The organism is Enterococcus sp. 1001283B150225_161107_E12 (genome assembly GCF_015556925.1).
Classification (GTDB): domain Bacteria; phylum Bacillota; class Bacilli; order Lactobacillales; family Enterococcaceae; genus Enterococcus_B; species Enterococcus_B mundtii.
Window position 1 is genome coordinate 78,183 of sequence record NZ_JADNNI010000004.1, and the last position, 24,902, is coordinate 103,084.

Genomic DNA, 24,902 nt, shown 5'->3' on the forward strand with positions numbered 1-24,902 from the left:
AGTCATGAAATTAACCGTTTTAGGTTGCTTAGGTGCATATCCTTATAAAAAACAAGGAACGACGAGTTATTTGTTGCAAGCTGATCAATTTAATTTGTTGATTGATGCAGGGAGCGCAACGCTTGTGAAATTGGAAGACCATCTTGATCCGCTTGCTTTAGATGCTGTGATCATCAGCCATTATCATCATGACCATATCGCAGATCTAGGTGTCTTGCAATATGAGTGGCAATTGCATCCAAACAGAGATCAAGAAAAGATATTACCAATCTATGGACATACGAAAGATGCCAGTCATTTTGAACAATTGACAATGCCGGGAGTGTCCCAAGGGGTGGCATATGATCCAACCCAAGAACTTGAAGTCGGACCATTTTCGATCACTTTCTTGGAAACGATTCACCCAGTGGTTTGTTATGCCATGCGTATTGTCGAAAGAGCCACCGGAAAAGTATTTGTTTTTACAGGAGATTCTGGCTATTTAGAGAGTTTCATCCCATTTGCTAAAGAGGCGGATCTCTTTTTGGCGGACACGTATCTTTTTGCAGGAAATGAGCGACATAAAGCGCATTTCACTTCAAAAGAATCCGGGGAGATCGCAAAAGCGGCAAAAGTCAAAAAACTGGTTTTGACACACTTGCCACAATTTGGGGACCTAACACAATTAGAGAATGAAGCAAAAGAAGCGGCTGGAGAAGAAATCGAAGTTGCTTTAGCTGAAGTCGATAAAGTGTTTGACATATAGGAGGACGAGCAGAATGATTTTTGTACCAAATGAAAACCATGATCCAAGAGTGAATTTAGCAATTGAGACCTTTTTACTGCAAGAGATGCCATTAGAAGAACCAATCTTGCTATTTTACATCAATGAACCGTCAATCATTATTGGTCGAAATCAAAATACGATCGAAGAAATCAATCGTGAATATGTTGAAGAGCATGGCATCCATGTGGTACGTCGTTTAAGCGGTGGTGGGGCTGTGTATCATGATTTTGGTAACTTGAATTTCAGTTTCATCATGCCAGATGATGGGGATTCGTTCCGTGACTTTGCGAAGGTGACTAAACCAATCATTCAAGCGTTACACGAATTAGGTATTTCAGGTGCCGAATTAAAAGGACGTAATGACCTGGTGATCGATGGCTTGAAGTTTTCAGGGAATGCTATGTATGCTACAAATGGTCGAATGTTTGCACATGGAACGATCATGTTCGATTCAGACATTGATGAGGTAGTCAATGCGCTTAAAGTCAAAAAAGAAAAAATCGAATCTAAAGGAATCAAATCGATTCGTTCGCGAGTTACAAATATCAAACCATTCTTACCTGAGGAAAAACAAGGAATGACAACAGAAGAATTTCGTGAAGACATTCTTTTGAAAATCTTTGGGGTGTCTTCAGTAGAAGAAGTAAAAACTTATGAATTGACAGAAAAAGATTGGGAAAAAATCAATCAAATTTCTGAGCAGTATTATCGAAATTGGGATTGGAATTATGGAAAATCACCGGATTTCAACTTTTCACGCCAAAAACGCTTTTCAATTGGCTCGATCGAAGTACATCTGAATGTCTCAGAAGGGATCATCGAGGATGTAAAAATTTTCGGCGATTTCTTTGGTCTAGGAGATATCAAAGATGTTGAACAAGTGTTGACAGGGTTAAAATATGATAAAGCTACCTTACAAGACGCAGTTGAAACGATCGATATCAAGAAGTATTTTGGTGCGATCGAAGCACAAGATTTATTGGAGTTATTGTACTAAATAAGGTTGTGCCAGAAGCGTCTTGACCTAGGAAGTAAGATAGAAAATTGAAAAATAGTTTTTCACGTTTTACAATTTTTTAGTTTGATGTTGAATGTCCGTTTCTGGAACATCATTTATTTGGTTGTACGGGGATAAGATAACTAATGTCCCAGATCTGACAAATCTTGAATAGATCATAAGACCTTCAAAAACAGCCGGTTGACTGCTTTTGAAGGTCTTTTTTAGCCAGGGGATATATTGATTTTTAGGCGATCGACCCACTTATCTTTTTCTTGGATCAAGGTGCTGCTGTATTTTTCGAGCGTGTTCTGGATCATCATCAAGTCATACTGTTCCTGTCGTATCAATTCTTCTGTCACATCTTTTGAAAAAATATTTTTCTCATAGTGTGTACTGTGCTCACAGTGGATCTGGATGTGAGAATTGATTTCTTGGATCGATAAATAGATTTCTCGATGCAAAGGATTTTCAATGGCTTGTGTTTCGCGAAACGAGTGCTCTAGAATATGGATGAGTAATTGTGTGAAATCTTCATCATGGATCGGTAAGGAAGCTGGGATATGGGTGTGAAAATCAACCTTGATATTCTTTTTAGCAGCGACTTCTTGATATCTAGCCAAAATCAAATTGGTTAGTTGGTGACCTGTCGGAAAAAGAGACAAATCCAATCGTCTTGTTTCGTCTACGATCCGTTCTAAGTAAGTTTTCGCTTCGTCTTGTTCATTTTTATCAATCAATTGACTCAGTTCTTCCATTTGTACAACAAAGTCATTTTTTGCTTGATCGATTTGTTGGATCTGTGCTTGGATTTTTGTATAATGTGTTTCGATCAGATCTGTTTTAGTTTGTAAGAAAAGCCGTTCTTTATGGTAACTATCGATTTTCATGATATTCTCCATGATGTTGTATCCGACAATAACAATCAGGAGAATCGCAAATAAGAGCGTGGACCAGTTGATGATCGAATGCCCGATCCCTAAGGCAGTTTGAATATAAAACATACAATGAAAGATAGCGATCAAAACGATCCAAGGACTACATACAGTGAAAAAACGATTTTGTTTATATGCTTCACCGATACTTGCTATAGAAGTAACTAAGGTGCTTACAACACTAACAACACTAGCAAAGGGCATCAATTCGGGTAATTCAAAATCTGAAAATAATGCATAAATTAAGATGTTGGCAAAAACAAATGTTTGGAAATAGCAGAAATAACCATACCATTTCTGATAGTTCGTCATTTTGGACTGATAGTAAAAAATAATCAGTATAGAAGTCAAGATTGCAAATAAGTGTGAAAAAATCGAATGTACGATTGGTTCAAAAAGAACACCGCTCAAGATATCTTCCGAAATCGATTCAAATCCAAGCACGAAAGAAAATAGGCTCAAAATCAATAATGAACGATCTAATCTATTATGCCTGTAGAGAATATAGCTAGTCCAGATCAATAATCCGATGGCAATGACGAAAGCCAAGATCATCGCGATGACTTGTGGGATCGATTGTGAAAAAATGAAGCTGATCATTGGACTGGTAGTTCCCAAATAAACTTTGGGTGTCAGACCAGCATAATTTTGATAAGGCGAGGAAACAACGATTTTCAACGTCTTGCCCACATAGGATTCTGGTAGATCGATGATCGATAAAGACAATCCAGGATTGTTTCGTGCGCTTTCTTTGGAGCGACTGTAGAGTAGCGTGTCATCTAATGAGACACTTAGCCATTGATGGTTGCCTTTGATCAAGAGATTGGCATCCGCCAATTCTTTATGTAGAGTAGTTTCCATTATAAATGGTTCATTCTTGTCGATGGACGGCATGTAGTCGATATGGTTACTGTCGAACTGAAAATAAGGATCGTTCTCGGAATAATAGACCCATGAATCATCAATCTGAGACATTTGTTTATTGTCAATTGGTGTGAAGAGGTAATGAAAAAAATAAGCGATACTTATTATAAATAACGATGCAAATATAATAAGTATGCTCCATTTGATTTTCGTATAGAATGGTATAATTTTATTACGTACGTTATTAAAAAGAACCATAGACAAATCTCCTTTAATAAATTATCTAATTCCAGAGTAAACTTTTTTCATTTAACAGTCAATTTTTAGGTATTTTTATAGTTTTTTTGTTCGTTTCTTTATTTTTTTATAGAGAATGCTCAAACTGAGTATTAATATTGTAAAAAAAATTACGTTATTATATTATAGATTTAATAAAATGTTTCTTAAGGAGGTTCAATGTGCCTATCTATAAAAAAATAACTTTTTTCAGTTCGATTTCGTTAGTGGTTCTTCTAGCAATCATTTTGTGTGTCGTGCTGCTCCCTCGAGTATTTGGACTGACACCGCATATCATTGATGATCAAGCGATGGCATCGTCTTATGCAGAAGGAAGTCTGATCTATGTACAGAAAAGAAAGACAGATACGATTTTAGTTGGAGATGTGATCACCTACTATGAAAATTCAGGTAAACATATCGTGACAAGAAGGGTCGTTGCTATTGAAGATCAACACCAGTATTTTTACACGAAAGCTGATGGAAAAACGCAAATCGAAGTTGAAGCAGTACGAGATCGTAATATTATTGGCACGCCTGTATTCAAGATCCCGTACATAGGGTTATTGTTCTCACGGCATGCGTTCAATTGGATGAAATGGGTATTCTTAGGAATCGCTGTATGCTTGTCTTCCATTACAGCTTGGCATACCTACCTTGAACTGAAAAAACGCCGAGAGAAAGAAACTGATTTTTTTTCTGACATGCAATAATCATATTTTTATTTACCAGCTTCTCCCTCTTGTCGAAAGATAGGTTTCTTCGTATAATGTTTGGAAGAGGAGGGGAAGTATGCGTAATGAAATGATGCATCGTCCCGTTGTAAAAGAAGAGTTATTGGATTTTATGCGGACAAAACAAAAACAGTTAACTGGAGAATTGGGGAAAGTCGAAGAGGAAGCACATGCGGCGGAAGTGCCGATCATTCCTCATGAGACGGTCGTCTTTTTGCAGTTTTTATTAGGACAGATCAAACCAAAAGAAGTACTTGAAATCGGAGCTGCGATTGGATTTTCATCTAGTTTGATGGCGCAAGTTATTGGAAAAGACGGTCATGTGACGACGATCGATCGCTTTGACGTAATGATCAGAAAAGCGAAAGCGACGTATGAGCGTTTAGAGATGACGGATCGAGTGACATTATTGGAAGGCCAAGCGGCTGATATTTTGCCAACATTGACTGGTCCTTATGACTTTATATTTATGGATAGTGCAAAATCAAAATATATCGAATTCTTGCCTGAATGCCTTCGTGTGTTGAAAAAAGGCGGCGTCTTGATGGTTGATGATATTTTTCAAGGAGGGACGATTCTTCTGTCAGATGAAGAGATCCCAAGAGGAAAACGAGCAATCCATCGTAAATTGAATGAATTTCTACGCGTGGTCATGGAACATCCGGATTTGACCTCTACGTTGTTACCTTTGGGTGATGGTGTGATTTTGATCACGAAAGAGGCAGAAACGATCGACTTATAATTGCCAGATTTTTTAGCAAAGATTCAAAAGAATACTAGCTAAGTCGATTTCATTGATAGCAAGGCAGAGGTTGAAAGTAGGGAATCAATCCAATCAAGTTCTGCCTTACTATTTTGAACGAAACAGACGTTCATGTTCCATGTTAAAATGACAAGTCGATCGCAGCAAAAAAGTACAATATGAAAATTGTGCCTGTATTTTTATAGTGAAATCTGTAAGAAAAAAGTACGATAAAAATTTTTGTTTCATAAAATAACTATTTTGTATTGACATAAGCTTTCAATTTATCTATAATTATTTTTGTTCCGCTAAAGCTGTCATAGTAGCTCAGCTGGATAGAGCATCCGCCTTCTAAGCGGACGGTCGGGGGTTCGAATCCCTCCTGTGACGTAAAAAACCGTTAGAAACTTTTGTTTCTAGCGGTTTTTTTGTAGATTGTGCCAAATTTGTGCCAACCAAAATGTTAAAAATCCTAAGAGTATGAATATGATGATTTTGTTTCTGAAAGCACGTCAGTTAAAGACTTTGCTACAGTTTTTTCAATTTCCACGGTGTATGATTAAGTGCTTGCCGTAAAAAAGATATTTTGGAATGTGTTCCTAAGAGATAGTGTAAGATATGGAATAACGTGAAGTAGTTTTCTGTCAATTAGAAGTCTTTTTTTGTCGCTCCCTTTTTTTGAAATACATTCATTTGATTAATCTAGGAAAATCAGACATCTATGATAAAATAAACTATCAAAAGAAACTGTCTGATCAGATAGTGTGACCAACGTTTCTTAAGTCGAACATTGAACGGCATATTTCAGGAGAGGACAAAGGAAAAGACGAATGATAATCACAAGAAAATGGATGGATCGTTTAACAGGTCCGTATCGATCATCAGGAATGTTTCGCTGTTTTGCGGAATCTCAGAGTATGGACAGTGTCAGTAGTAAAGCAATTCTATTGATTGATGAGACAAAAGTGACGATTTTATTTTTGAATTTTTTTCAAACGAAGGTTATTGATCATCTCACGTATGAACGCACAGCGATCGGAGAGGAACAAGTAACATTAGGTGGCGGTTTATCAGTTATCTGGCGTTTTTCCACCGGCAGTAAACATTGGCGGTTTCGTATTATGAAAAAAATCATCCCTTTAGGTGATGAACAAAGAGAATTTTTGATGCAACTCGAGTAAGGATATCACTTACGAAAAAAAGAAGAACACTAGCAACGATATTGTCGTTGCATAGTCGTTCTTCTTTTTTATTAAAACCGTGTGATGATGTTATCTAAAATAGCAATCAATTCTTCTTTCTCCACGTTTAGATTTCCATTGATCCACTCAGTCAGGACACTAGTAGTGCCGGAAATAGAAAAAAGAACCTCTACTTTATTTTTGATATCTTTCACATCTAATTGTTCTTCGTCCATGACTCTTTTTATCAGGATCTGTGTAAGTTGGACAGAGAGTTCATCATCCATGAAATCATTGAAGAAAAAGTGAAAAACAGCTTTGTTCTCATCTACATGATTGACTAAAGTATGGACGAATCGGCGAAAGTCATATTGCTCTTTGTTGGGGTAAGTTTGATCGAAGATATCTGTCAGTGTACAAATCGATTCTTCAATGATTTTTGAACGCAAATCATAGATATCCTCATAGTGAGTATAAAACGTCCCTCTCCCGATATCTGCTTGTTGTGAAAGCTCCGCAATCGTGATTTTATTGATGGGTTTTTCTTTCGTTAAATCTAAAAAGGCTTGTTTGATTGCGTGCTTCGTTCTTTTGCTTCGACGATCCATTTGTATCTCCTTTTTTAGACAGTATCTTTCTAAGTGTTCATTATTGGACAGATGTTGAATCATTGCCTATAGGAAGTCACTTTTTAAGTAATTATAATAAAGTTACGTAAAGAAAGAAAGTTTTGTTTCAAAAGGAGTAGATGGATATGGAAAAATTAACGATTCGTTCAATTGATAGAAAAGACTTAAATAAAGCAAGTGAATTTGCAGCACAAGGGATGAATTTTTCGAGCTATACAGAAAATCCTATCGCACTTTATCTCTATCGTCAGTATGCACTTACAGGTGCATTGATGAAATCAACAGTCACATTAGGTGCGTATCTAGACGGTCAATTTGTCGGCTTTCTTTTTGCTCGCTTCGATGGGGAAACGAAAGTATCTGTTTCATGGGGAAGACGCCTGTTTATCAACGTAGTGGAAAAATTGATGGGATTGACCGGCTATCAAGATGCAATAGGTATTTATGATCAAGCCAATCAAACAATGTATCATGAATTTGCATCTAATCATCCAGAAGGCGAAGTCACTTATTTTGCCGTTGATCCCACATTGAAAGGTAAGCGGATTGGCTCACGCTTGTTAGAAGAAATAGAGAAACGTTATAAAAATAAGCGAATATTTCTCTATACAGACTCTAACTGCAACTACCAATTTTACTTAAAAAAAGGATTCACCATTTTTGGTCGCCAACCAATCGATCTAGGTGGAGGAGAATCAATGACCTGTTACTTACTAAGCACCACCTTATGATCGAAAACTCTAGTGATTAGACGACGTATAACGTTGACTCAGTGATGAGTCGGCGTTTATTTGTATTTTTATACGCTTGATTTGTAAGAGTAAGTTGCAGAAAAAAAACAACAGTTCCTTTATAATCAAAGAGAGATCGTTTTCGTTTGGTCAATCACAGCAATGATCCAGCTAAAAAAACGATCAATCACCGATGTTAGAAAGGAAGAAAATAGATGACATTATTATCTCAAATTTTAGTTACACTTGTTGCCTTGGAATTTCTTTATATCATGTATATTGAAACTTTTGCGACGGAATCTGCCACAACTAGTCGAGTATTCAACATGCCGAAGGAAGAATTACAACGTCAGTCGGTACAGACTTTATTTAAGAATCAGGGGATCTATAATGGTTTACTTGGTGTGGCATTAGTATACGGTGCTTATTTTTCAAATGCACCAAAAGAAATCACGGGGCTATTGCTGATCTATATTTTACTTGTAGCTGCTTATGGTAGCTTGACTAGTGATCGCTTGATCATCGTCAAACAAGGTGGGTTAGCAGCGATTGCACTCATTACATTATTCTTTTAGGATATAATAGAAAAACAGCTGAAAAAATTATGAAAGTTTGTGAAAAAACTTACTTTAATCAACAAAATATGCTATCCTGTAACGTGCATTTCATCAATTTTTTATGAAAATGGGGTAGTAGTGTTGTTAAAGAATTATATTGGTTTATTGAAAAAAGAATTTTCTGGTTATAATCTTTCGGTATTTCAAAAAGATTTATTGGCAGGTATTACAGTCGCGGCGGTTGCTTTACCACTCGCTTTAGCCTTCGGTGTTTCAAGTGGGGCAGATGCAGCTGCTGGTCTGATCACTGCTGTAATTGCTGGTCTAGTCATTGGTGGTTTATCTGGTGGGTTCTATCAGATTTCTGGTCCTACTGGCGCGATGGCAGCAATCTTGATGTCGATTGCCGCAAAACAAGGAATGCAAGGTGTCTTGCTGGCTACTTTTTTGGCTGGAGTTCTTTTACTCGCTGCGGGTGTCTTGCGATTAGGAACGCTGACTTCATTTATCCCTGCACCTGTCATCACAGGGTTTACCTCTGGTATTGCAATCATTATTGCTTTAGGTCAGATCGATAATTTATTCGGTGTTCACTCAGAAGGGGCCAATGTGATGGAAAAATTGGCTAGTTATCCAAACTTAGGCTTTGAAATTTCTTTGCCAACGATTTTAATGGGGAGTTTGGTCATTATTGGGATGCTGATCTATCCTAAAAAATGGGGGCAAAAGATACCAAGCTCATTGTTGGCAATCATCCTCACAACTACGTTGATGATGATCGTTGATTGGCCAATTGCGACCGTAGGGGAAATTCCCCAAACATTGATCAGTAGTAACCGTTTGGTACTTGGTGATTTTAGTTTGTCAGCGATCCAAACAGTGATTGTACCAGCAATCAGCATTGCACTGTTAGGTATGATCGAAAGTTTGTTGTGTGGTGCCTCGGCAGGCCGAATGGCGAATTGTCAGTTAGATAGTAATCAAGAGTTAGTAGCACAAGGAATTGGTAATCTACTGTTACCATTTTTTGGTGGGATTCCAGCTACAGCAGCCATTGCTCGAACGAGTGTCGCAATCAAATCCGGTGCTCAAACCAGAGTAGCTGGAATGATCCATGCAATCGTATTGTTTCTATCCATGCTTATTTTTGCACCAATCATGTCGAACATTCCGATGCCAGCATTAGCAGGCGTATTGATCGTCACTGCTTGGCGTATGAATGAATGGGAAACAATCAAAGAACTATTCGCTAAAAGATACTGGTCAGCGCTTCTTCTATTTTTCTTGACGATGGGGTGTACAGTGATTTTTGATCTTAGTATTGCGATCGTTATAGGAATTATCAGTGGGTGTGTATTTTTTATTGTTAAGAGTGCAGCCATCACGATTTCAGTAGAGGAAATCGACTGGCAGCGAATGAGTTTGCCGGAAACGAAAAAGTTGGATAATTGGGCAGTTGTTTATATCAGTGGTCCTTTATTCTTCATGTCCGCCGAACGATTGAAAGCGACGTTAACAGAATTAGCAGATAAAGAAGGAATCATTTTTTCAATGCGTGGGGTGCCAAGTATTGATTTGACGGCGCAAAGTTTATTTGAAGAATTTCAAGAAAAAGCTGCTATAAAAGAACAAACGATTATTTACACCTCGTTACAACCAGAAGTGGAAAAGCAATTGCAACATCTTTGGGAAAAACAAAAGACAGAACAACATCTTACGGTGGCTCATGCGCTGGCCTCTTTACACAAACAAACTATGTTAGATAGTGAAATATAGTCAGTTGGTTCGCTAAAAAAATTGTGACTGCCGCCTGTTCTAAGGTAAAATAAGTTTATAGACGTTTGGGAGGTAGGAATGGATGAACATCAAACAAGTGAGTGAAGAAAAAGGAATCTCTGCGGATACGTTACGCTACTATGAACGAATCGGTTTGATCCCACCGGTGAACCGAACAAACGGAGGTATCCGGGATTATACTGAAGAAGATTTACGTTGGGTCGATTTCACCTTATGTATGCGTAGTGCGGGTTTGTCGATCGAATCTTTGACTGAATATATTCGTTTATATAGCGCCGGTGATGAAACAATCCTTGCTCGTAGGGATCTTCTTATGGAAGAAAGTGAACAATTGGCAAAAAAAATTGCAGAGATGCAAGCTTGTCAGGAACGTCTCCAAAAGAAAATCGCGCGTTATAATCAAGACTTAGTCAAAGGAGATCCAATCTTAGTTTGATCTAGTCGCTAAAACTAAGAACCAACCAATCGATCATGATTTGTGAGACTGGTTGGTTCTTTTGCTGTCTTTACTTTTTTTCAGCAAGTATTTTTCCAAGTTTTTGCCAATCTTCTAAAATCGTTTCTGTCAGCGTTCGATTATAAAAAATGGCCGCTGGGTGGAAGAGTGGAAGAACACGATACTGTTTAGTGGAAAATTGATAAGCATCATGCGGTGGATTTAACTCTAAGACTGGTCCGGTATATAGTTTTCCGTGATTTTTTGAAATTGTATAGCCATTACCTAATAAACGTTGCAGTCCAATATTGCCTAGCGTGGCAATCAAAGAGGGCTGTATATGTTGTAGTTCGTAATCTAAGATTGGTGCATGAGCAAAAACTTCCGTTTTACTTGGCGTTCGATTCGGATAAACGATCTCTGATTTTTTTGTCCGTCCATTGATGCGTTGGACGATTCGATAAGGACGGCTTCTGACAGCGCTAGTAATATACACTTCATCCCGAGATAACCCTACTGATTTTAGTGCATTCATCAACTCTTTGCCAGCTTGGCCGCTAAATGGAATGTGATTCTCAATTTCTGTTTTACCTGGGGCTTCGCCAACTAACATCAATTTGGGTCGGATAGGGCCTTGTCCAGCGACAAATCCTTCCACGCGGTGTCCTTGAATACGCCGAGTTGCTTCGTCAATCAAATGTTTTGGGTAATCCATAGTATCAACTCCTATTCTCATCCATTATAGAAAGAAATCGTTCAATTGACGAATGATTGGCAAAATAAAAAAGTTGTTGACTAATATAGTAGGATTTGTTATTCTAGTAATGTTGTAATTGTGGTCTCCACAGCTACAACCGCACAGAATGAGTTTGATTAAGTACAGGACACCCTGTCACTCTGGATGGCGAGTCTAAGTATGAAAATAAGGAGGTGCTTTAAAGCATGTACGCAATTATTAAAACAGGTGGTAAACAAGTAAAAGTTGAAGTTGGACAAACAATCTACATCGAAAAACTTGACGTTGAAGCAGGCGAAAAGGTTGTATTTGACGAAGTTATTTTAGTAGGTGGCGAAACTACGAAAGTAGGCGCTCCAACCGTTTCTGGTGCAACAGTTGAAGGTACAGTTGAAAAACACGGCAAACAAAAGAAAGTCGTTACTTTCAAATACAAACCTAAAAAACACTCACACCGTAAACAAGGTCACCGTCAACCATACACAAAAGTGGTTATCGACGCGATCAACGCTTAATCTGCGTTTGAGAAAGAAGGCCTAAACAATGATCAAAGGGACATTTAAACGAAATGACGCTGGTCAAATCGTTTCATTTACTTTGACTGGGCACGCTGATGCCGGTCCTTACGGAAGTGATATCGTTTGTGCAGGTGTTTCTGCCTTAGCGATCAGCACTGTCAATGGGATTTCATCATTAGCTGGTTTTGAACCGATTGTTGACATGAATGAAGAAGAAGGCGGCTATTTGTACGTCGAAGTAATTTCACGATTGACACAAGAGCAAAACAATATTGCGGAAATCTTATTGGAGAATCTCCTATTAGGTTTACAATCGATCGAAGCTGAAAACCCAGAATATATCCAAACAAAAACAATTAATGATAAATAGGAGGTGCAGACCATGTTGTTAACAATGAATCTACAATTATTTGCCCACAAAAAAGGTGGCGGTTCTACATCTAACGGCCGTGACTCAGAATCAAAACGTCTAGGTGCAAAACGTGCTGACGGACAAACAGTTACAGGTGGATCAATTCTTTACCGCCAACGCGGAACAAAAATTTATCCAGGTGTGAACGTAGGTATTGGTGGAGATGACACTTTATTTGCTAAAGTTGACGGTGTTGTTCGTTTCGAACGTAAAGGCCGCGACAAAAAACAAGTGTCTGTTTATCCAGTAGCTCAAGAAGCTTAATGAACAGTTGGCTCTATTCCTTGCCTAGCGAGGGATAGAGTTTTTTCATTTTTTCTGAATCACTAATGATTTCCGGCTCAAACAGAGTCAGGCTTTTTTGCGTTGGGAGAATGACTGGCTGTAAAAATAGTTGGTTTACTATTTTCGCTAGTTCTAACTGGAAAAGATATCCCGCAAAGTAAAAAAGAGATAATCGTTTTCTGTTATCTGAAAAAATAGTACACGTTTAGACTTGTCTAAATTGCTTAATAAATAAACAACAAATGTTCTTTTTTTGTTTTGAGCGTGTCTTGTTTTCTTTTTGATATAAATAGTTGACGAATAGTGATTAAATCAATAGTATTAGGTTTTAAGGACAAGAGAAGAGGGGCGAAAATATTGGCAAAACGAATTGACCGAATTTATACGTATGTCAAAGAAAAGACCGCTCATTTATCTATAGAAGAAAATGATCAAGGTGTAACGACCCAAGAGATTGCGGAAGTTTTGGGTATCCAGCGTACTAATAGCAGTAAAGATCTCAACAAATTGGTGCGTGAAGGAAAGTTGAAGAAAACCGATGGTCGTCCGGTTCGGTATGTCTATCAAGAAAGTCCAATCATTGAAAAGCCATTATCCAAATACGTACCTAGTTATAAAGAAGAATTGACTCACGTGAAAAAACCGAGTCTTCAAGTAGATACGAAAGATATTTTTGCCAAAATCATTGGAGCGAATGGTAGTATGAAAAACTCAGTGGAACAAGCAAAAGCCGCCATTTTGTATCCTCCCAGAGGGTTGAACTGTTTGATCACTGGACCGACTGGTTCTGGAAAGACTTATTTTGCTCATGCGATGTTTCATTTTGCTAAAACCAACCATGTGGTGGAAGAAGATACAGAGTTGATCGTCTTTAACTGTGCGGACTATGCTAATAACCCTGAATTACTGATGAGTCATCTTTTCGGGTATGTCAAAGGTGCGTTTACAGGTGCGGAAGAAGAGAAAATGGGAATCATTGATCAAGCGGACGGCGGGATGCTTTTCTTGGATGAAATTCATCGACTCCCACCTGAAGGACAAGAAATGATTTTTTATTTTATGGACCATGGTACCTATAGCCGATTGGGTGAAACAACGAAATCTCATGAAGCGAATGTTCGGATCGTCGGTGCAACGACTGAAGATCCAGGTTCGGCACTACTTGAGACATTTGTGCGCCGTATTCCGATCAATATCAAGTTACCTGCTTTTGATCGACGTCCAGCGAATGAAAAAATCGATTTAGTCAAGATCATGATTGCTCACGAAGCGAATCGTACGCAAAGAAAAATTTCTTTAACAGAAGATGTTGTGAAAGCGCTAATAGGCAGTGTTACTTATGGAAACATTGGACAGTTGAAGTCGAATATCCAATTGGTATGTGCACGAGGATTTCTAAACCATATGAACAAACCTGAAATATCGATTACGATCGATGATTTAACTGAAGGGATTCGTAGTGGGTTGATTCAACTAGCAAGTAATCGAAAAGAGATGGCAGAGTTATCCAAGATACTTGATCCTAAAATCACCGTTTTTCCGAACGATGATGTGATGCAGTTACAGGCAGACTCTTATGAGTTGCCTTATAATCTTTACGACATTATTGGTGATAAAGCTGCTTTGCTCAAGTCAGATGGCTTGGACCAAGAAGCAATCAATCATTTTATCTCAACAGATATCAATATCCATTTAAAGTCATTCTATAAAGATCACGGTTTTTCATTTAATGCAGATAATAAGTTGGCGGAATTTGTCGATCCTAAAATCATTGAAGTAACGAATCAGATTTATCTCATGGTGAAGCAATCTTTGCCATACGAGTTTCAACAAAATTTTATTTATGCGATGAGTCTGCATATCAGTTCTTTTCTAAAACGAATCCATTTAGGAGAAGAACGGCATACGAATGATAATATCCGAGAAATGGCCATTGATTTTCCTGAGGAATACGCACTGGCGAAAGAAGTACGGCAACATATCGAAATGTATTTCCAAGTGGAAATCCCAGAAAGTGAAGATTACTATTTAACTGTATTGCTTGTTTCATTACGAGCCAATCAAGCAAGTGGTCGAATCGGGGTCGTTGTGGCTGCACATGGCAATAGTACCGCAAGCAGTATGGTGCAAGTGGTTCAACAGTTGCTAGATGCGGATAACGTCCGGGCGGTGGATATGCCACTAGACATGGACCCGAAAACTGCTTTAAGTCGGATTGAGCGGAGTGTGCAAGAAGTAGATGAGGGAAGTGGTACGATTCTTCTGGTGGACATGGGTTCGCTTGCGTCTTTCAATGCTCAGATACAGCAAGATACGGGTATCCCTGTCCGAACAGTCGATATGGTCACGACTTCTTTAGTTTTAGAAACAGTACGTAAAGTGTCGGTGCTGGGAACAGATCTTGACTTGCTTTATGAATCCTTGAAGAATTTCCGAGGGTATGCTGAAGTCTCAAGTGGAAATGTTGCAGAAGCGGACGACAAGCAACGAAAAGCCGTAGTGGCCATCTGTGCCTCAGGAGAGGGAACAGCACAGCGAATCAAATCGTTGATCGAGCGTGCAGTCAGTAAAAGACAAGAAGCTCAATTGGAAGTGATTGCTTTGTCTATCGTCGATTTGAAAACTAAGCTACCAAAGATCCAAAAAAATTACCAAATCATTGCGACGACTGGGATCACGGACCCGCATATCGATGCACCATTCATTCCTTTGGAAAGATTTATTGATCAAAACATTGAGGTGATTTTAGATCAATTACTGTTAGAGTCAGAGTTAGATGAAACCGAAGATGTTTTATTAAATGAAGAAACAGCCAAAAGTACATGTGTGTCATTTATCGCAGATAATTTTACATTTATCAATGGAGAAAAGTTAATCGATCCTCTATGGAAATTTGCAGATGGGTTAATGGATTCAGCAAGCATTGATGTAAAAGAATACGGATTTATGATCAACCTTGTTCTACATGCGGCGGGAATGATTGAACGTGTCATCTTAAATGAACCGCTCTCTTTAGAAAATCAAGATAATCGTTCGATTAAAAACGATCCGCTCTATGTTAAAATTGTTAAGCCACTAAATGATTTAGAAGAAAAGATCAAAGTCAAGTTTCCGTTAGAAGAAGTGTATTATCTATTGAAAATGATCACTAACCATTTAGAGAAAAAAGAATACACTAATGAAGATATACACAAAAACAATACACTAAAATAGTGTGTCGTTTTTGTGTATTGTATAAGAAACCATTAAATAAAGCAGTGTATCTTTTAAAAGTTGGCACGGTTCTTGCTTTTAATAAAGTGTGCTTAACGGAAATTCTTCCGACAGAAGTGGGGAGATGTTTTGAGTAGTGATTTAATAAAAAGGAGATTTACGAATGGATATTCGATTAGCACGTATAGATGATCGTTTGATCCATGGGCAAGTTGCAACTGTCTGGTCTAAATTGACTGGCGTTGAACGTATCATCGTCATAAGTGACGTAGTAGCGAAAGACAAGTTAAGAAAGTTTCTTTTAAAAGAAGCTGCTCCACCAGGGATCATGGCAAATGTCATCACTGTTGAAAAGATGATCCAGATCTTTGAGAGTGGACTCTTAGCGCGAACGAAAGTGATGCTTTTATTTACTAATCCTAAAGACGTTGAGAAAATTGTCCGAAGTGGTGTCCGAATTGATTCTCTAAATATCGGGGGAATGAGTTTTTCTGAAGGGAAGACCATGATCACAAATTTTGTGTCCGTCGATCAACGAGATATCGAAGCCTTTCATTTTTTGGATGGTCAAGGTGTGGAGTTGGAGATTCGGAAGGTGCCTGCTGATCGGAAAATCTTTTTAATGGAATTACTGACCAAAGCCAAGAAAGCATAAAATTGTTGTTGCGTAACGGTCAAATGTATCTGTTGTCAAAGGCAAGCACTTATTTTTATTTTTGATTTTGTTACAACAAAAAGAAGTAGGAGGTATAAATATGGTAGGGATTATCCTAGCAAGTCATGGGCAATTTGCTGAAGGAATCTTACAGTCGGGTTCAATGATCTTTGGCGAACAAGAAAACGTCAAAGCTGTTGTTTTACAACCGAGTGAAGGTCCAGATGACTTGAGAGCCAAATTAGAAGAAGCAGTCGCTTCCTTCGATAACCAAGACGAAGTCTTATTCTTAGTTGATTTATGGGGCGGAACACCGTTCAATCAATCAAACACATTATTTGAAGAACACAAAGATAAGTGGGCAATCGTAAGTGGTTTGAACTTGCCTATGCTGATCGAAGCATATGCTTCACGTTTTTCAATGGAATCAGCACATGAAATTGCTGCTCATATCATTGAAACAGCAAAAGAAGGCGTGAAAGTCAAACCGGAAGAATTAGAACCAGTAGTAGAAACAAAAGCTGCGGCACAAGAAGCTGCACCTTCAGGAACACCTGGTAAGTTCACTTATGTTTTAGCACGTATTGATTCACGTTTGTTGCATGGACAAGTAGCAACTGCTTGGACAAAAACAACAAATCCAACACGGATCATCGTTGTATCTGATGCTGTAGCAAAAGATGAGTTACGCAAAAAATTGATTCAACAAGCTGCGCCTCCTGGTGTAAAAGCACACGTTGTACCAGTTGAACAAATGATCAAACTTGCAAAAGATGATCAACATTTTGGCGGCCAACGCGCATTGCTATTGTTTGAAAATCCTCAAGATGTCGTACGTGCAGTTGAAGGTGGCGTACCATTAGAAACAGTGAACGTCGGATCAATGGCGCATTCTCCAGGTAAAGTACAACCAAATAAAGTACTTGCTTTCAGTCAAGACGATATTGATTCATTCAATAAATTGAAAGAATCTGGCGTGAAATTCGATGTACGTAAAGTACCGAATGACTCTAAAGGAAACATGGATGAAATTTTGAAAAAAGCGCAAGATGAATTAAAAAATCGTGCTTAATTAATTATCAGAAAAAATGGAGGATTACTATCATGGATTTAAATATTATTCAAGTGATCTTAGTCATCATCGTTGCATTTTTAGCTGGTATGGAAGGAATTCTTGATGAATTTCAATTCCATCAACCAGTTGTTGCATGTACGTTGATCGGCTTAGTAACTGGAAATCTAGTTCCTTGTCTTATCTTGGGTGGTACATTACAAATGATCGCTTTAGGTTGGGCAAATATCGGTGCCGCTGTCGCTCCCGATGCTGCATTGGCATCTGTTGCATCTGCAATTATTTTAGTTTTAGGTGGTCAAGGTTCAGCCGGCGTTTCTTCAGCAATCGCGATTGCTGTGCCACTTGCTGTTGCTGGTTTATTATTAACAATCATTTGTCGTACGATTGCGACAGCGTTTGTTCATTTGATGGATGCTGCTGCAAAAGATGGTAACTTTAGAAAAGTTGAATTATGGCATATCGTTGCTATCTGTATGCAAGGTGTTCGTATTGCGATCCCTGCTGGTTTGATCTTAGCAATCGGTGAAGGTCCAGTAAGAAGCTTACTTGAATCTATGCCTGTTTGGTTGACAGACGGTTTAGCTATCGGTGGTGGAATGGTCGTTGCTGTAGGTTACGCGATGGTTATCAACATGATGGCTACAAAAGAAGTATGGCCATTCTTTGCAATCGGTTTTGTATTGGCAACTGTATCAGAAATCACTCTTATCGGTCTAGGCGCAATCGGTATTGCTTTAGCTCTTATTTACTTGGCACTTTCTAAACAAGGTGGTTCAGGTAACGGCGGAAGCTCAAATACTGGTGACCCACTAGGCGATATCATCGATAACTATTAAAGGAGGCGTTCACGAAATGGCAGAAGAAAGAATTCAATTATCTAAAAAAGATCGTATTTCTGTTTGGTTGCGTTCGACTTTCCTTCAAGGATCATGGAACTACGAACGTATGCAAAATGGTGGTTGGGCATTCTCAATGATCCCAGCGATCAAAAAATTATATAAAACAAAAGAAGACCGTGCGGCTGCGTTGACTCGTCATTTAGAGTTCTTCAACACTCACCCATATGTTGCTTCACCAATTCTAGGGGTGACTCTTGCACTGGAAGAAGAACGTGCAAATGGCGCACCTGTTGATGATGTTGCGATTCAAGGGGTTAAGGTTGGTATGATGGGACCTTTAGCTGGTATCGGTGATCCAGTCTTCTGGTTTACAGTAAGACCGATCCTTGGAGCTCTAGCTGCTTCTCTAGCGATGGCTGGAAATATCTTAGGCCCAATCATTTATTTCGTCGCTTGGAATATCATCCGTATGGCATTTATGTGGTACACACAAGAATTCGGCTATAAAGCGGGTTCTAAAATCACAGAAGATTTATCTGGTGGTTTGTTGCAAGACATTACTAAAGGTGCTTCGATCTTAGGTATGTTCATCTTAGGTTCATTAGTTAACCGTTGGGTATCAATTGGCTTTGCGCCAGTAGTATCAAGCGTTAAACTTGACGAAGGTGCTTACATTGATTGGAGTAGTTTACCTGCAGGTGCAGAAGGTATCAAGAGTGCGTTGGAACAACAAGCAGCTGGACTTTCTCTATCTGACTACAAAGTAACAACATTACAAGACAACTTAGACAGCTTGATCCCTGGATTAGCTGCGTTGTTACTAACATTGTTCTGTATGTGGTTACTGAAGAAAAAAGTTTCACCAATCGTTATCATTCTTGGATTATTCGTAGTGGGTATTGTATTCCACTTGATCGGATTAATGTAATCTAAGGCAATAAAAGACTAAATAAGCTGTGACAGAAATCGATCATTGATTTTTGTTGCAGCTTTTTTCATAGAATGCGACGAGACTTTACTTCATCTCTCTTCTGATCAAATGGTGGACGATTGTGGAGAACCGTTTGTTAGAGGTAGTATCTATGCTCGAAAAGGCATACTATTTATGATAAGATGTCTTTGATATAGAAGTAAAAAACGCGAAATTAAGAGTAAGGCTAAACTGAACGAATAGCCAAATCATTGAAACGGTACGACTTTTGATTACCGTAACTTTAGATTGATTAGAAATGGAGTGCTTGAAATGGTACAATCGCTGAACACAAAAGTTGACTTAACGATGAATGCGACATCTTATCTAGGTGTGGCAGAATATGGGAAGATCATGATTGGTGACAAAGGTTTTGAATTTTATAATGATCGTGATGCGCGGAAATTCGTCCAAATTCCATGGGAAGAGGTGGATATCGTGATTGCCTCGGTGATGTTCAAAGGAAAATGGATTCCACGTTTTGCGATTCGCACAAAGAAAAACGGAACCTATTCATTTTCTGCAAAACATCCCAAGGAAGTTTTGCGAGCAATCCGTAAGTATGTTGACCCAAGTCACATGGTTCGCTCTTTAAGTTTGATCGACGTAGTCAAGCGAGGCGTAATCGGTATTTTCAAGCGTAAATGATTTGTAGCTAGCCCTCATCGTTTGCTTGCTATTTATTTCTTATGATAAAATTAAAGAGTAAAGAGGGAGGTTATACGATGAGTTGGTTATGGACATTGATTGTTGGTGCAATCATTGGAGCGATTGCTGGAGCAATCACAAGTAAAGGAAATTCAATGGGATGCATCACAAATATTATTGCTGGTTTGATTGGTTCAACGATCGGTCAAGCGATTTTTGGAAACTGGGGACCAAGCGCTGCTGGTATGGCACTTATTCCATCTATTTTAGGGGCAGTGATCTTAGTTGCAGTTGTCTCATTTTTCTTTGGTAAAAGATCTTAGAAATGAAAGTCTAAAGCGTTTTGACTTGGGTGGAAAGCTCAAGCCAAAACGCTTTGTTCGTTTCTATTGAAGGAATTTATCTTTCCTATGCCTTTAAAAAAGAAAGTTTGCTATAATGATAAAAAGAGTGCAAAGAAAGAAGGAATTTACACATGATGTTACGAGTAGAAAAGTTACGCAAAAAAATGCGAGAAGCGAATCTAGATTCATTTTTAGTGACAAGTCCTTACAATCTCCGCTATTTGACTAATTTTACAGGAACCACTGGGTTAGCGGTCATCACATTAGAGAAAGCCTTCTTTATTACGGACTTCCGTTATACAGAACAAGCAGCTGCGCAAGCGCAAGGTTTTGAGATCATCAAAAATGTTGCACCAATTTTTGAGGAAGTCGCTGATTTGACTCGAAAAGAAGGATTGAAGAATCTAGCGTTTGAAGAACGCACAGTTTCATTTTTAGAGTATTCAGTATTGGAAGAATTACTTGATGCAGAGTTGATCCCAGTTTCTGATATGATCGAAGAATTGCGTGAAGTAAAAGATGCGGACGAACTAGCGGTTATTGAAAAAGCTTGTAGCATCGCTGATATGGCTTATGATCATATCCTTAAAATGATCCAACCAGGGATGACAGAGATCGAGGTCGCGAATCAATTAGATTTCTATATGCGTTCACTAGGTGCATCAGGTGTGTCTTTTGAAACCATCGTGGCAAGTGGTGTTCGTTCAGCAATGCCACACGGAGTGGCTAGCCAAAAGATCATTGAACAAGGGGATTTGATCACGATCGATTTTGGTTGCTACTATGAAGGATACGTTTCTGACATGACACGTACGTTTGCAATCGGCGATCCAGGAGAACAATTGAAAGAAATCTATCAAATCGTTTTAGATGCCCAATTGGCAGTTCTAGAAGCGGCTAAACCTGGAGTGACAGGTATCCAACTTGATGCAGTAGCAAGAGACTACATCAGCAAATACGGTTATGGGGAAGCATTTGGGCATTCCACTGGCCATGGTATCGGCTTAGAGATCCATGAAGGTCCTAATGTATCTGCGCGAGCAGAGAAACCATTTGTTGTGGGTAATGTCATTACAGATGAACCAGGAATCTACTTACCAGGAATCGGTGGTGTCCGGATCGAAGATGACTTATTGATCACTGCTGAAGGAAACCGGGTATTGACTCACTCACCAAAAGAATTGATTATTTTATGATAATCAGCGTTTTTCAATAAATGTAAATGTCGAAACTCAGACTTTGTTATAGAAAATGGGCTCATTTAATGATACACTATAAGAGAAATCAAGCGATTGTAAACGGCGCGTTTTTTCACGCATGACTGATTTACAGGCGACAGTTTTCCTAGGTACATGACATCGCTTTTGAAGTGAAAGATGTACGTAGGCAAAAGGAGGAATAAATAAAAATGGCAGACGAAAAAAACTTAGTCTTACATGCTAATCAAGATTTAGGAGAAATCGTGATTGCACCAGAAGTGATCGAAGTCATTATCGGTATTGCAGCTTCTAAAGTCGAAGGGGTCTACGGAATGCGTGGGACTTTTGCTAGCAATGTCACAGAATTGCTAGGTCGCGCAGCGCATGGTAAAGGTGTATATTTAGTCAATGACGAAGAAGGTTTGAAAGTTGACTTATATTGTTATTTAGAATATGGCGTATCAGTACCAAAAGTAGCGATGGAAATGCAGGATCGTGTTCATCAAGAAGTACTGTTCATGACCGACATTGCATTAGCTGAAGTCAATATCCATGTCGTAGCAGTTGTACCAGAAAAATTGGAACAACCAGCAATCGATGAACTTTTTGAGGACGAAGAGGAAGAAAATGAATAAAGAGTTATCAAGACACGAGATCCGCGAGATGGCATTACAGGCATTGTTCCCATTAGATTTTAACACTGATCTGACAAAAGAAGATGCAATTTTCAATGCGATCGAGTTGGACCATCAAGAGATGATCAATGAAGAGCAATCAGAATTTGTTCCAGTATATCTAGACACACTAGTTGGTGGCGTCTGTGCAAAAAAAGCATCGTTAGACACGATCATCGAAAAGCATTTAAAGAATAATTGGCGGATCAACCGCATTTCCAAAATGGATCTGATTATTTTAAGAATCGCGATTTTCGAAATGATGTACGTAGATGACGTGCCTGCAACTGTTGCATTGAATGAAGCAATCGAGTTAGCTAAAACATTCAGTGACGACCGTTCACGTAAATTTGTAAATGGTATGTTATCGAATGTGTTAAAAGAATTAGAAGCTGGGGCGTAAGTCCTAGCTTTTTTCTATGATAGTTAGTAAATCTGGTTATGTTACAAGTGGTTTATATGGTAGAATGAAAGCAAAAATATCTGGAGTGATCGTATGTCAGAATTGATGAATGGAAAAGAATTAGCAGAAAAAATGCAAGCAGAACTTGCGTTAAAAGTAAAAGAGCTTAACGAACGACAGATCAATCCCGGATTAGTTGTTTTATTAGTTGGAGAAAATCCAGCAAGTCAAGTCTATGTTCGTAACAAAGAACGAGTTGCGAATCAATTAGGTATTTATTCAAAAGTAGAGCGTTATAGTCAAACAATCTCCGAAGATGAGCTTCTAAATGAAATTGAAAAATATAACAAGGATCCACGGTTCCATGGAATCCTTGTACAATTGCCTTTACCAAAACATATTGATGAAGAGAAAGTGTTATTAGCAATCGATCCTAAAAAAGATGTTGATGGCTTCCATCCATTGAATCTAGGACGTTTATTTGCAGGGAATCCTGATAAGATCCCTTGTACGCCTTATGGAATCATGAAGATGTTTGAGGCATATGATATTGATTTGACTGGCAAGCGTGCAGTAGTGATCGGTCGCAGTAATATTGTCGGTAAACCCATGGCGCAACTTTTGTTGATGGCTGATGCGACGGTCACCATTGCTCATTCAAAAACGAAAGACCTTGCAGCGTTAACTCGTGAAGCAGACATACTCGTAGTGGCTATTGGGCGTGGCCATTTTGTGACAAAAGACTTTGTCAAACCAGGGGCGGTAGTTGTCGATGTGGGGATGAATCGTGATGAGAATGGAAAACTGATCGGCGATGTCAAATTTGATGAAGTCGCTCCTCTTGCAAGCTATATCACGCCTGTCCCTAAAGGAGTAGGTCCAATGACGATCACGATGTTGATGGCACAAACGGTCCAATCAGCTGAAGCAGAGCGAGGAGAGTTATGACGCAAGAATATTTAACAGTTACCACCTTAACCAAATATTTAAAACGAAAATTTGAAGCAGACCCATATCTGGAAAGAGTTTATCTAACTGGTGAAATCTCAAATTTCCGTATGCGAGCGAATGCGCATCAATATTTCAGTTTAAAAGATGATCACGCAAAAATCTCTGCGATCATGTTCAAAGGTGCTTTCCAAAAGTTACGTTTTCAACCAAAAGAGGGCATGAAAGTGTTGGTGATTGGTCGGATCTCCCTTTACGAAGCCAGCGGATCTTATCAAATTTACGTGGAACATATGGAGCCAGATGGTGTTGGTGCGTTATACCAAGAGCTAGAAGAACGAAAAGAAAAATTGATGAAAGAAGGTCTATTTGCTGGACCTAAAATGGCATTGCCGAGATTTCCAAAACGCATCGCCGTTTTAACAAGTCCTAGTGGTGCGGTCATTCGTGATATTATCACGACGGTCAAACGCCGTTACCCAATCGCGCAACTTGTTTTGTTCCCAACTGTTGTGCAAGGAAACCAAGCAGCAGATGATGTCGTCCGCAATATCCAACGCGTTGAAGCGTTAGGAAATTTTGATACAATGATCATCGGACGTGGTGGTGGTTCGATCGAGGATCTTTGGCCTTTCAACGAAGAACGGGTGGCTCGTGCGATTTATCAAGCAAAAACACCGAGCATCTCTTCTGTCGGTCATGAGACAGATACGACGATTGCTGACTTAGTGGCTGATGTTCGAGCAGCGACACCGACAGCAGCAGCTGAGTTGGCTGTTCCAGTATTATCGGAAGAGTTGATGCGGATCAAGGAAAGACAAGCCCGCTTAGAGCAAGGGTTTTTACGCCAGATCCAACGAAAACAAGAGCGGTTTGCCCGCTCAAGACAATCCTATGTCTTTCGCCAACCTGAACGTCTCTACGAGGGACAAACGATCAAACTAGATCAATTGCGGCAACGCTTGTATCAAGCAACGCAACAAATTTACCATGCAAAAGAAAAACAAACCATGACCTTAAGTCATCAGTTGCAACAAGTTGCACCCATTTATCGAGTGAAATCAGCCAAGCAAGAAACAAGCTACTTAGAAAAACGACTAGAAGAAAAAATGTACCAATATATGCAACAACAGCAACAAAAGTTTCAACAGACGGTTCAATCACTTGATTTACTTAGTCCTTTAAAAATCATGGGTAGAGGGTATAGTTACACCACGTTGCATGATCAAGTGGCAAAAAGTGTCGATGAGATCCAAGTCGGTGATGAGTTAGTCATTCATTATGCAGATGGACAGGTCAAAGGTAAAGTGGAACAGATCAAAAAGGAGACAGAATAAG

27 protein-coding genes, 1 tRNA gene and 1 other annotated feature are annotated in these 24,902 nt (G+C 38.9%); of the genes, 25 read left to right on the top strand and 3 right to left on the bottom strand.

Annotated features, from left to right (window positions below):
- The first annotated feature begins 4 nt into the window (after positions 1–4).
- Both I2F89_RS04705 and I2F89_RS04710 read left to right on the top strand, forming a co-directional pair.
- Entirely contained in the window at positions 5–745 is a 741-nt protein-coding gene (locus tag I2F89_RS04705; protein ID WP_071866984.1) for an MBL fold metallo-hydrolase, read from the top strand.
- A gap of 13 nt (positions 746–758) precedes the next feature.
- Entirely contained in the window at positions 759–1,763 is a 1,005-nt protein-coding gene (locus tag I2F89_RS04710; protein ID WP_071866983.1) for a lipoate--protein ligase, read from the top strand.
- 224 nt (positions 1,764–1,987) lie between these two features.
- Here I2F89_RS04710 and I2F89_RS04715 read toward each other — a convergent pair whose 3' ends face one another.
- Positions 1,988–3,820 carry a hypothetical protein gene (locus I2F89_RS04715; protein WP_195513635.1) on the bottom strand — a complete coding sequence of 611 codons (1,833 nt, stop codon included), beginning with the start codon at positions 3,818–3,820 and terminating at the stop codon, positions 1,988–1,990.
- Between the two features lie 200 nt (positions 3,821–4,020).
- Between I2F89_RS04715 and I2F89_RS04720 the strand changes: the two genes are divergently transcribed.
- The 4 genes from I2F89_RS04720 to I2F89_RS04735 all read left to right on the top strand — a co-directional run bounded on the left by I2F89_RS04720 (position 4,021) and on the right by I2F89_RS04735 (position 6,495).
- A complete protein-coding gene (locus I2F89_RS04720) occupies positions 4,021–4,551 on the top strand; it encodes a signal peptidase I (RefSeq protein ID WP_071866981.1) in 531 nt (176 codons plus the stop codon).
- A gap of 79 nt (positions 4,552–4,630) precedes the next feature.
- A complete protein-coding gene (locus I2F89_RS04725) occupies positions 4,631–5,314 on the top strand; it encodes an O-methyltransferase (protein WP_071866980.1) in 684 nt (227 codons plus the stop codon).
- A 316-nt stretch (positions 5,315–5,630) separates the two neighbouring features.
- Positions 5,631–5,704 (top strand) — tRNA-Arg (locus I2F89_RS04730).
- A gap of 440 nt (positions 5,705–6,144) precedes the next feature.
- Positions 6,145–6,495: a hypothetical protein gene (locus I2F89_RS04735; protein WP_195513637.1), complete on the top strand. Its 351-nt coding sequence runs from the start codon at positions 6,145–6,147 to the stop codon at positions 6,493–6,495.
- Positions 6,496–6,566: 71 nt separating this feature from the next.
- Here the strand turns inward: I2F89_RS04735 and I2F89_RS04740 are convergent, their stop codons facing one another.
- Complete coding sequence (locus I2F89_RS04740) at positions 6,567–7,103, bottom strand: TetR/AcrR family transcriptional regulator (RefSeq protein WP_195513639.1); 537 nt, start codon at positions 7,101–7,103, stop codon at positions 6,567–6,569.
- Between the two features lie 146 nt (positions 7,104–7,249).
- Here I2F89_RS04740 and I2F89_RS04745 point away from each other — a divergent pair, with 146 nt between their 5' ends.
- The 4 genes from I2F89_RS04745 (at position 7,250) to I2F89_RS04760 (ending at position 10,645) form a co-directional block, all read left to right on the top strand.
- Positions 7,250–7,855, top strand: a complete 606-nt coding sequence (locus I2F89_RS04745; RefSeq protein ID WP_071866977.1) for a GNAT family N-acetyltransferase — start codon at positions 7,250–7,252, stop codon at positions 7,853–7,855.
- Between the two features lie 215 nt (positions 7,856–8,070).
- On the top strand, positions 8,071–8,430 hold the full coding sequence (locus I2F89_RS04750; RefSeq protein ID WP_071866976.1) for a DUF1304 domain-containing protein: 360 nt from the start codon (positions 8,071–8,073) through the stop codon (positions 8,428–8,430).
- 123 nt (positions 8,431–8,553) lie between these two features.
- A complete protein-coding gene (locus I2F89_RS04755) occupies positions 8,554–10,188 on the top strand; it encodes a SulP family inorganic anion transporter (RefSeq protein WP_195513640.1) in 1,635 nt (544 codons plus the stop codon).
- Positions 10,189–10,270: 82 nt separating this feature from the next.
- Positions 10,271–10,645 (top strand): MerR family transcriptional regulator, encoded by a 375-nt coding sequence (locus tag I2F89_RS04760; RefSeq protein WP_071866974.1) that lies wholly within the window; start codon positions 10,271–10,273, stop codon positions 10,643–10,645.
- A gap of 70 nt (positions 10,646–10,715) precedes the next feature.
- Here I2F89_RS04760 and I2F89_RS04765 read toward each other — a convergent pair whose 3' ends face one another.
- Positions 10,716–11,360: a uracil-DNA glycosylase gene (locus I2F89_RS04765; RefSeq protein ID WP_071866973.1), complete on the bottom strand. Its 645-nt coding sequence runs from the start codon at positions 11,358–11,360 to the stop codon at positions 10,716–10,718.
- Positions 11,361–11,487: 127 nt separating this feature from the next.
- Positions 11,488–11,567: a sequence feature (ribosomal protein L21 leader region), on the top strand.
- A 20-nt stretch (positions 11,568–11,587) separates the two neighbouring features.
- On the opposite strand from I2F89_RS04765, the gene rplU reads away from it, so the two are divergent.
- The 15 genes from rplU (at position 11,588) to xseA (ending at position 24,901) form a co-directional block, all read left to right on the top strand.
- Complete coding sequence (gene rplU, locus I2F89_RS04770) at positions 11,588–11,896, top strand: 50S ribosomal protein L21 (RefSeq protein ID WP_019723824.1); 309 nt, start codon at positions 11,588–11,590, stop codon at positions 11,894–11,896.
- 28 nt (positions 11,897–11,924) lie between these two features.
- A complete protein-coding gene (locus tag I2F89_RS04775) occupies positions 11,925–12,269 on the top strand; it encodes a ribosomal-processing cysteine protease Prp (protein ID WP_010736012.1) in 345 nt (114 codons plus the stop codon).
- A 12-nt stretch (positions 12,270–12,281) separates the two neighbouring features.
- A complete protein-coding gene (gene rpmA / locus I2F89_RS04780; protein WP_010736011.1) occupies positions 12,282–12,575 on the top strand; it encodes a 50S ribosomal protein L27 in 294 nt (97 codons plus the stop codon).
- A gap of 378 nt (positions 12,576–12,953) precedes the next feature.
- Positions 12,954–15,809 carry a sigma-54-dependent transcriptional regulator gene (locus I2F89_RS04785; protein WP_195513649.1) on the top strand — a complete coding sequence of 952 codons (2,856 nt, stop codon included), beginning with the start codon at positions 12,954–12,956 and terminating at the stop codon, positions 15,807–15,809.
- Between the two features lie 163 nt (positions 15,810–15,972).
- Positions 15,973–16,464 carry a mannose/fructose/sorbose PTS transporter subunit IIB gene (locus I2F89_RS04790; protein WP_066026051.1) on the top strand — a complete coding sequence of 164 codons (492 nt, stop codon included), beginning with the start codon at positions 15,973–15,975 and terminating at the stop codon, positions 16,462–16,464.
- A 100-nt stretch (positions 16,465–16,564) separates the two neighbouring features.
- Positions 16,565–17,536 carry a mannose/fructose/sorbose PTS transporter subunit IIA gene (locus I2F89_RS04795; RefSeq protein ID WP_071865918.1) on the top strand — a complete coding sequence of 324 codons (972 nt, stop codon included), beginning with the start codon at positions 16,565–16,567 and terminating at the stop codon, positions 17,534–17,536.
- Positions 17,537–17,568: 32 nt separating this feature from the next.
- Positions 17,569–18,375: a PTS mannose/fructose/sorbose transporter subunit IIC gene (locus tag I2F89_RS04800; protein ID WP_071865919.1), complete on the top strand. Its 807-nt coding sequence runs from the start codon at positions 17,569–17,571 to the stop codon at positions 18,373–18,375.
- A gap of 16 nt (positions 18,376–18,391) precedes the next feature.
- A complete protein-coding gene (locus I2F89_RS04805) occupies positions 18,392–19,306 on the top strand; it encodes a PTS system mannose/fructose/sorbose family transporter subunit IID (RefSeq protein WP_019724014.1) in 915 nt (304 codons plus the stop codon).
- Positions 19,307–19,621: 315 nt separating this feature from the next.
- Entirely contained in the window at positions 19,622–19,996 is a 375-nt protein-coding gene (locus I2F89_RS04810; protein ID WP_195513698.1) for a DUF956 family protein, read from the top strand.
- Between the two features lie 77 nt (positions 19,997–20,073).
- The gene (locus I2F89_RS04815; RefSeq protein WP_010736004.1) at positions 20,074–20,319 is read left to right on the top strand and encodes a GlsB/YeaQ/YmgE family stress response membrane protein; all 246 of its coding nucleotides are present in this window, start codon (positions 20,074–20,076) and stop codon (positions 20,317–20,319) included.
- A gap of 152 nt (positions 20,320–20,471) precedes the next feature.
- A complete protein-coding gene (locus I2F89_RS04820) occupies positions 20,472–21,536 on the top strand; it encodes a M24 family metallopeptidase (RefSeq protein WP_071865921.1) in 1,065 nt (354 codons plus the stop codon).
- A 212-nt stretch (positions 21,537–21,748) separates the two neighbouring features.
- On the top strand, positions 21,749–22,174 hold the full coding sequence (locus I2F89_RS04825; protein WP_010736002.1) for an Asp23/Gls24 family envelope stress response protein: 426 nt from the start codon (positions 21,749–21,751) through the stop codon (positions 22,172–22,174).
- Positions 22,167–22,616 carry a transcription antitermination factor NusB gene (gene nusB, locus I2F89_RS04830; protein WP_010736001.1) on the top strand — a complete coding sequence of 150 codons (450 nt, stop codon included), beginning with the start codon at positions 22,167–22,169 and terminating at the stop codon, positions 22,614–22,616. The genes I2F89_RS04825 and nusB overlap by 8 nt, the downstream gene beginning before the upstream one ends.
- Before the next feature lie 93 nt (positions 22,617–22,709).
- Entirely contained in the window at positions 22,710–23,564 is an 855-nt protein-coding gene (locus tag I2F89_RS04835) for a bifunctional methylenetetrahydrofolate dehydrogenase/methenyltetrahydrofolate cyclohydrolase (protein ID WP_071865922.1), read from the top strand.
- Positions 23,561–24,901 carry an exodeoxyribonuclease VII large subunit gene (gene xseA, locus I2F89_RS04840; protein ID WP_071865923.1) on the top strand — a complete coding sequence of 447 codons (1,341 nt, stop codon included), beginning with the start codon at positions 23,561–23,563 and terminating at the stop codon, positions 24,899–24,901. Before I2F89_RS04835 ends, xseA begins: the two co-directional genes overlap by 4 nt.
- The last annotated feature ends 1 nt before the right edge of the window (position 24,902 follow it).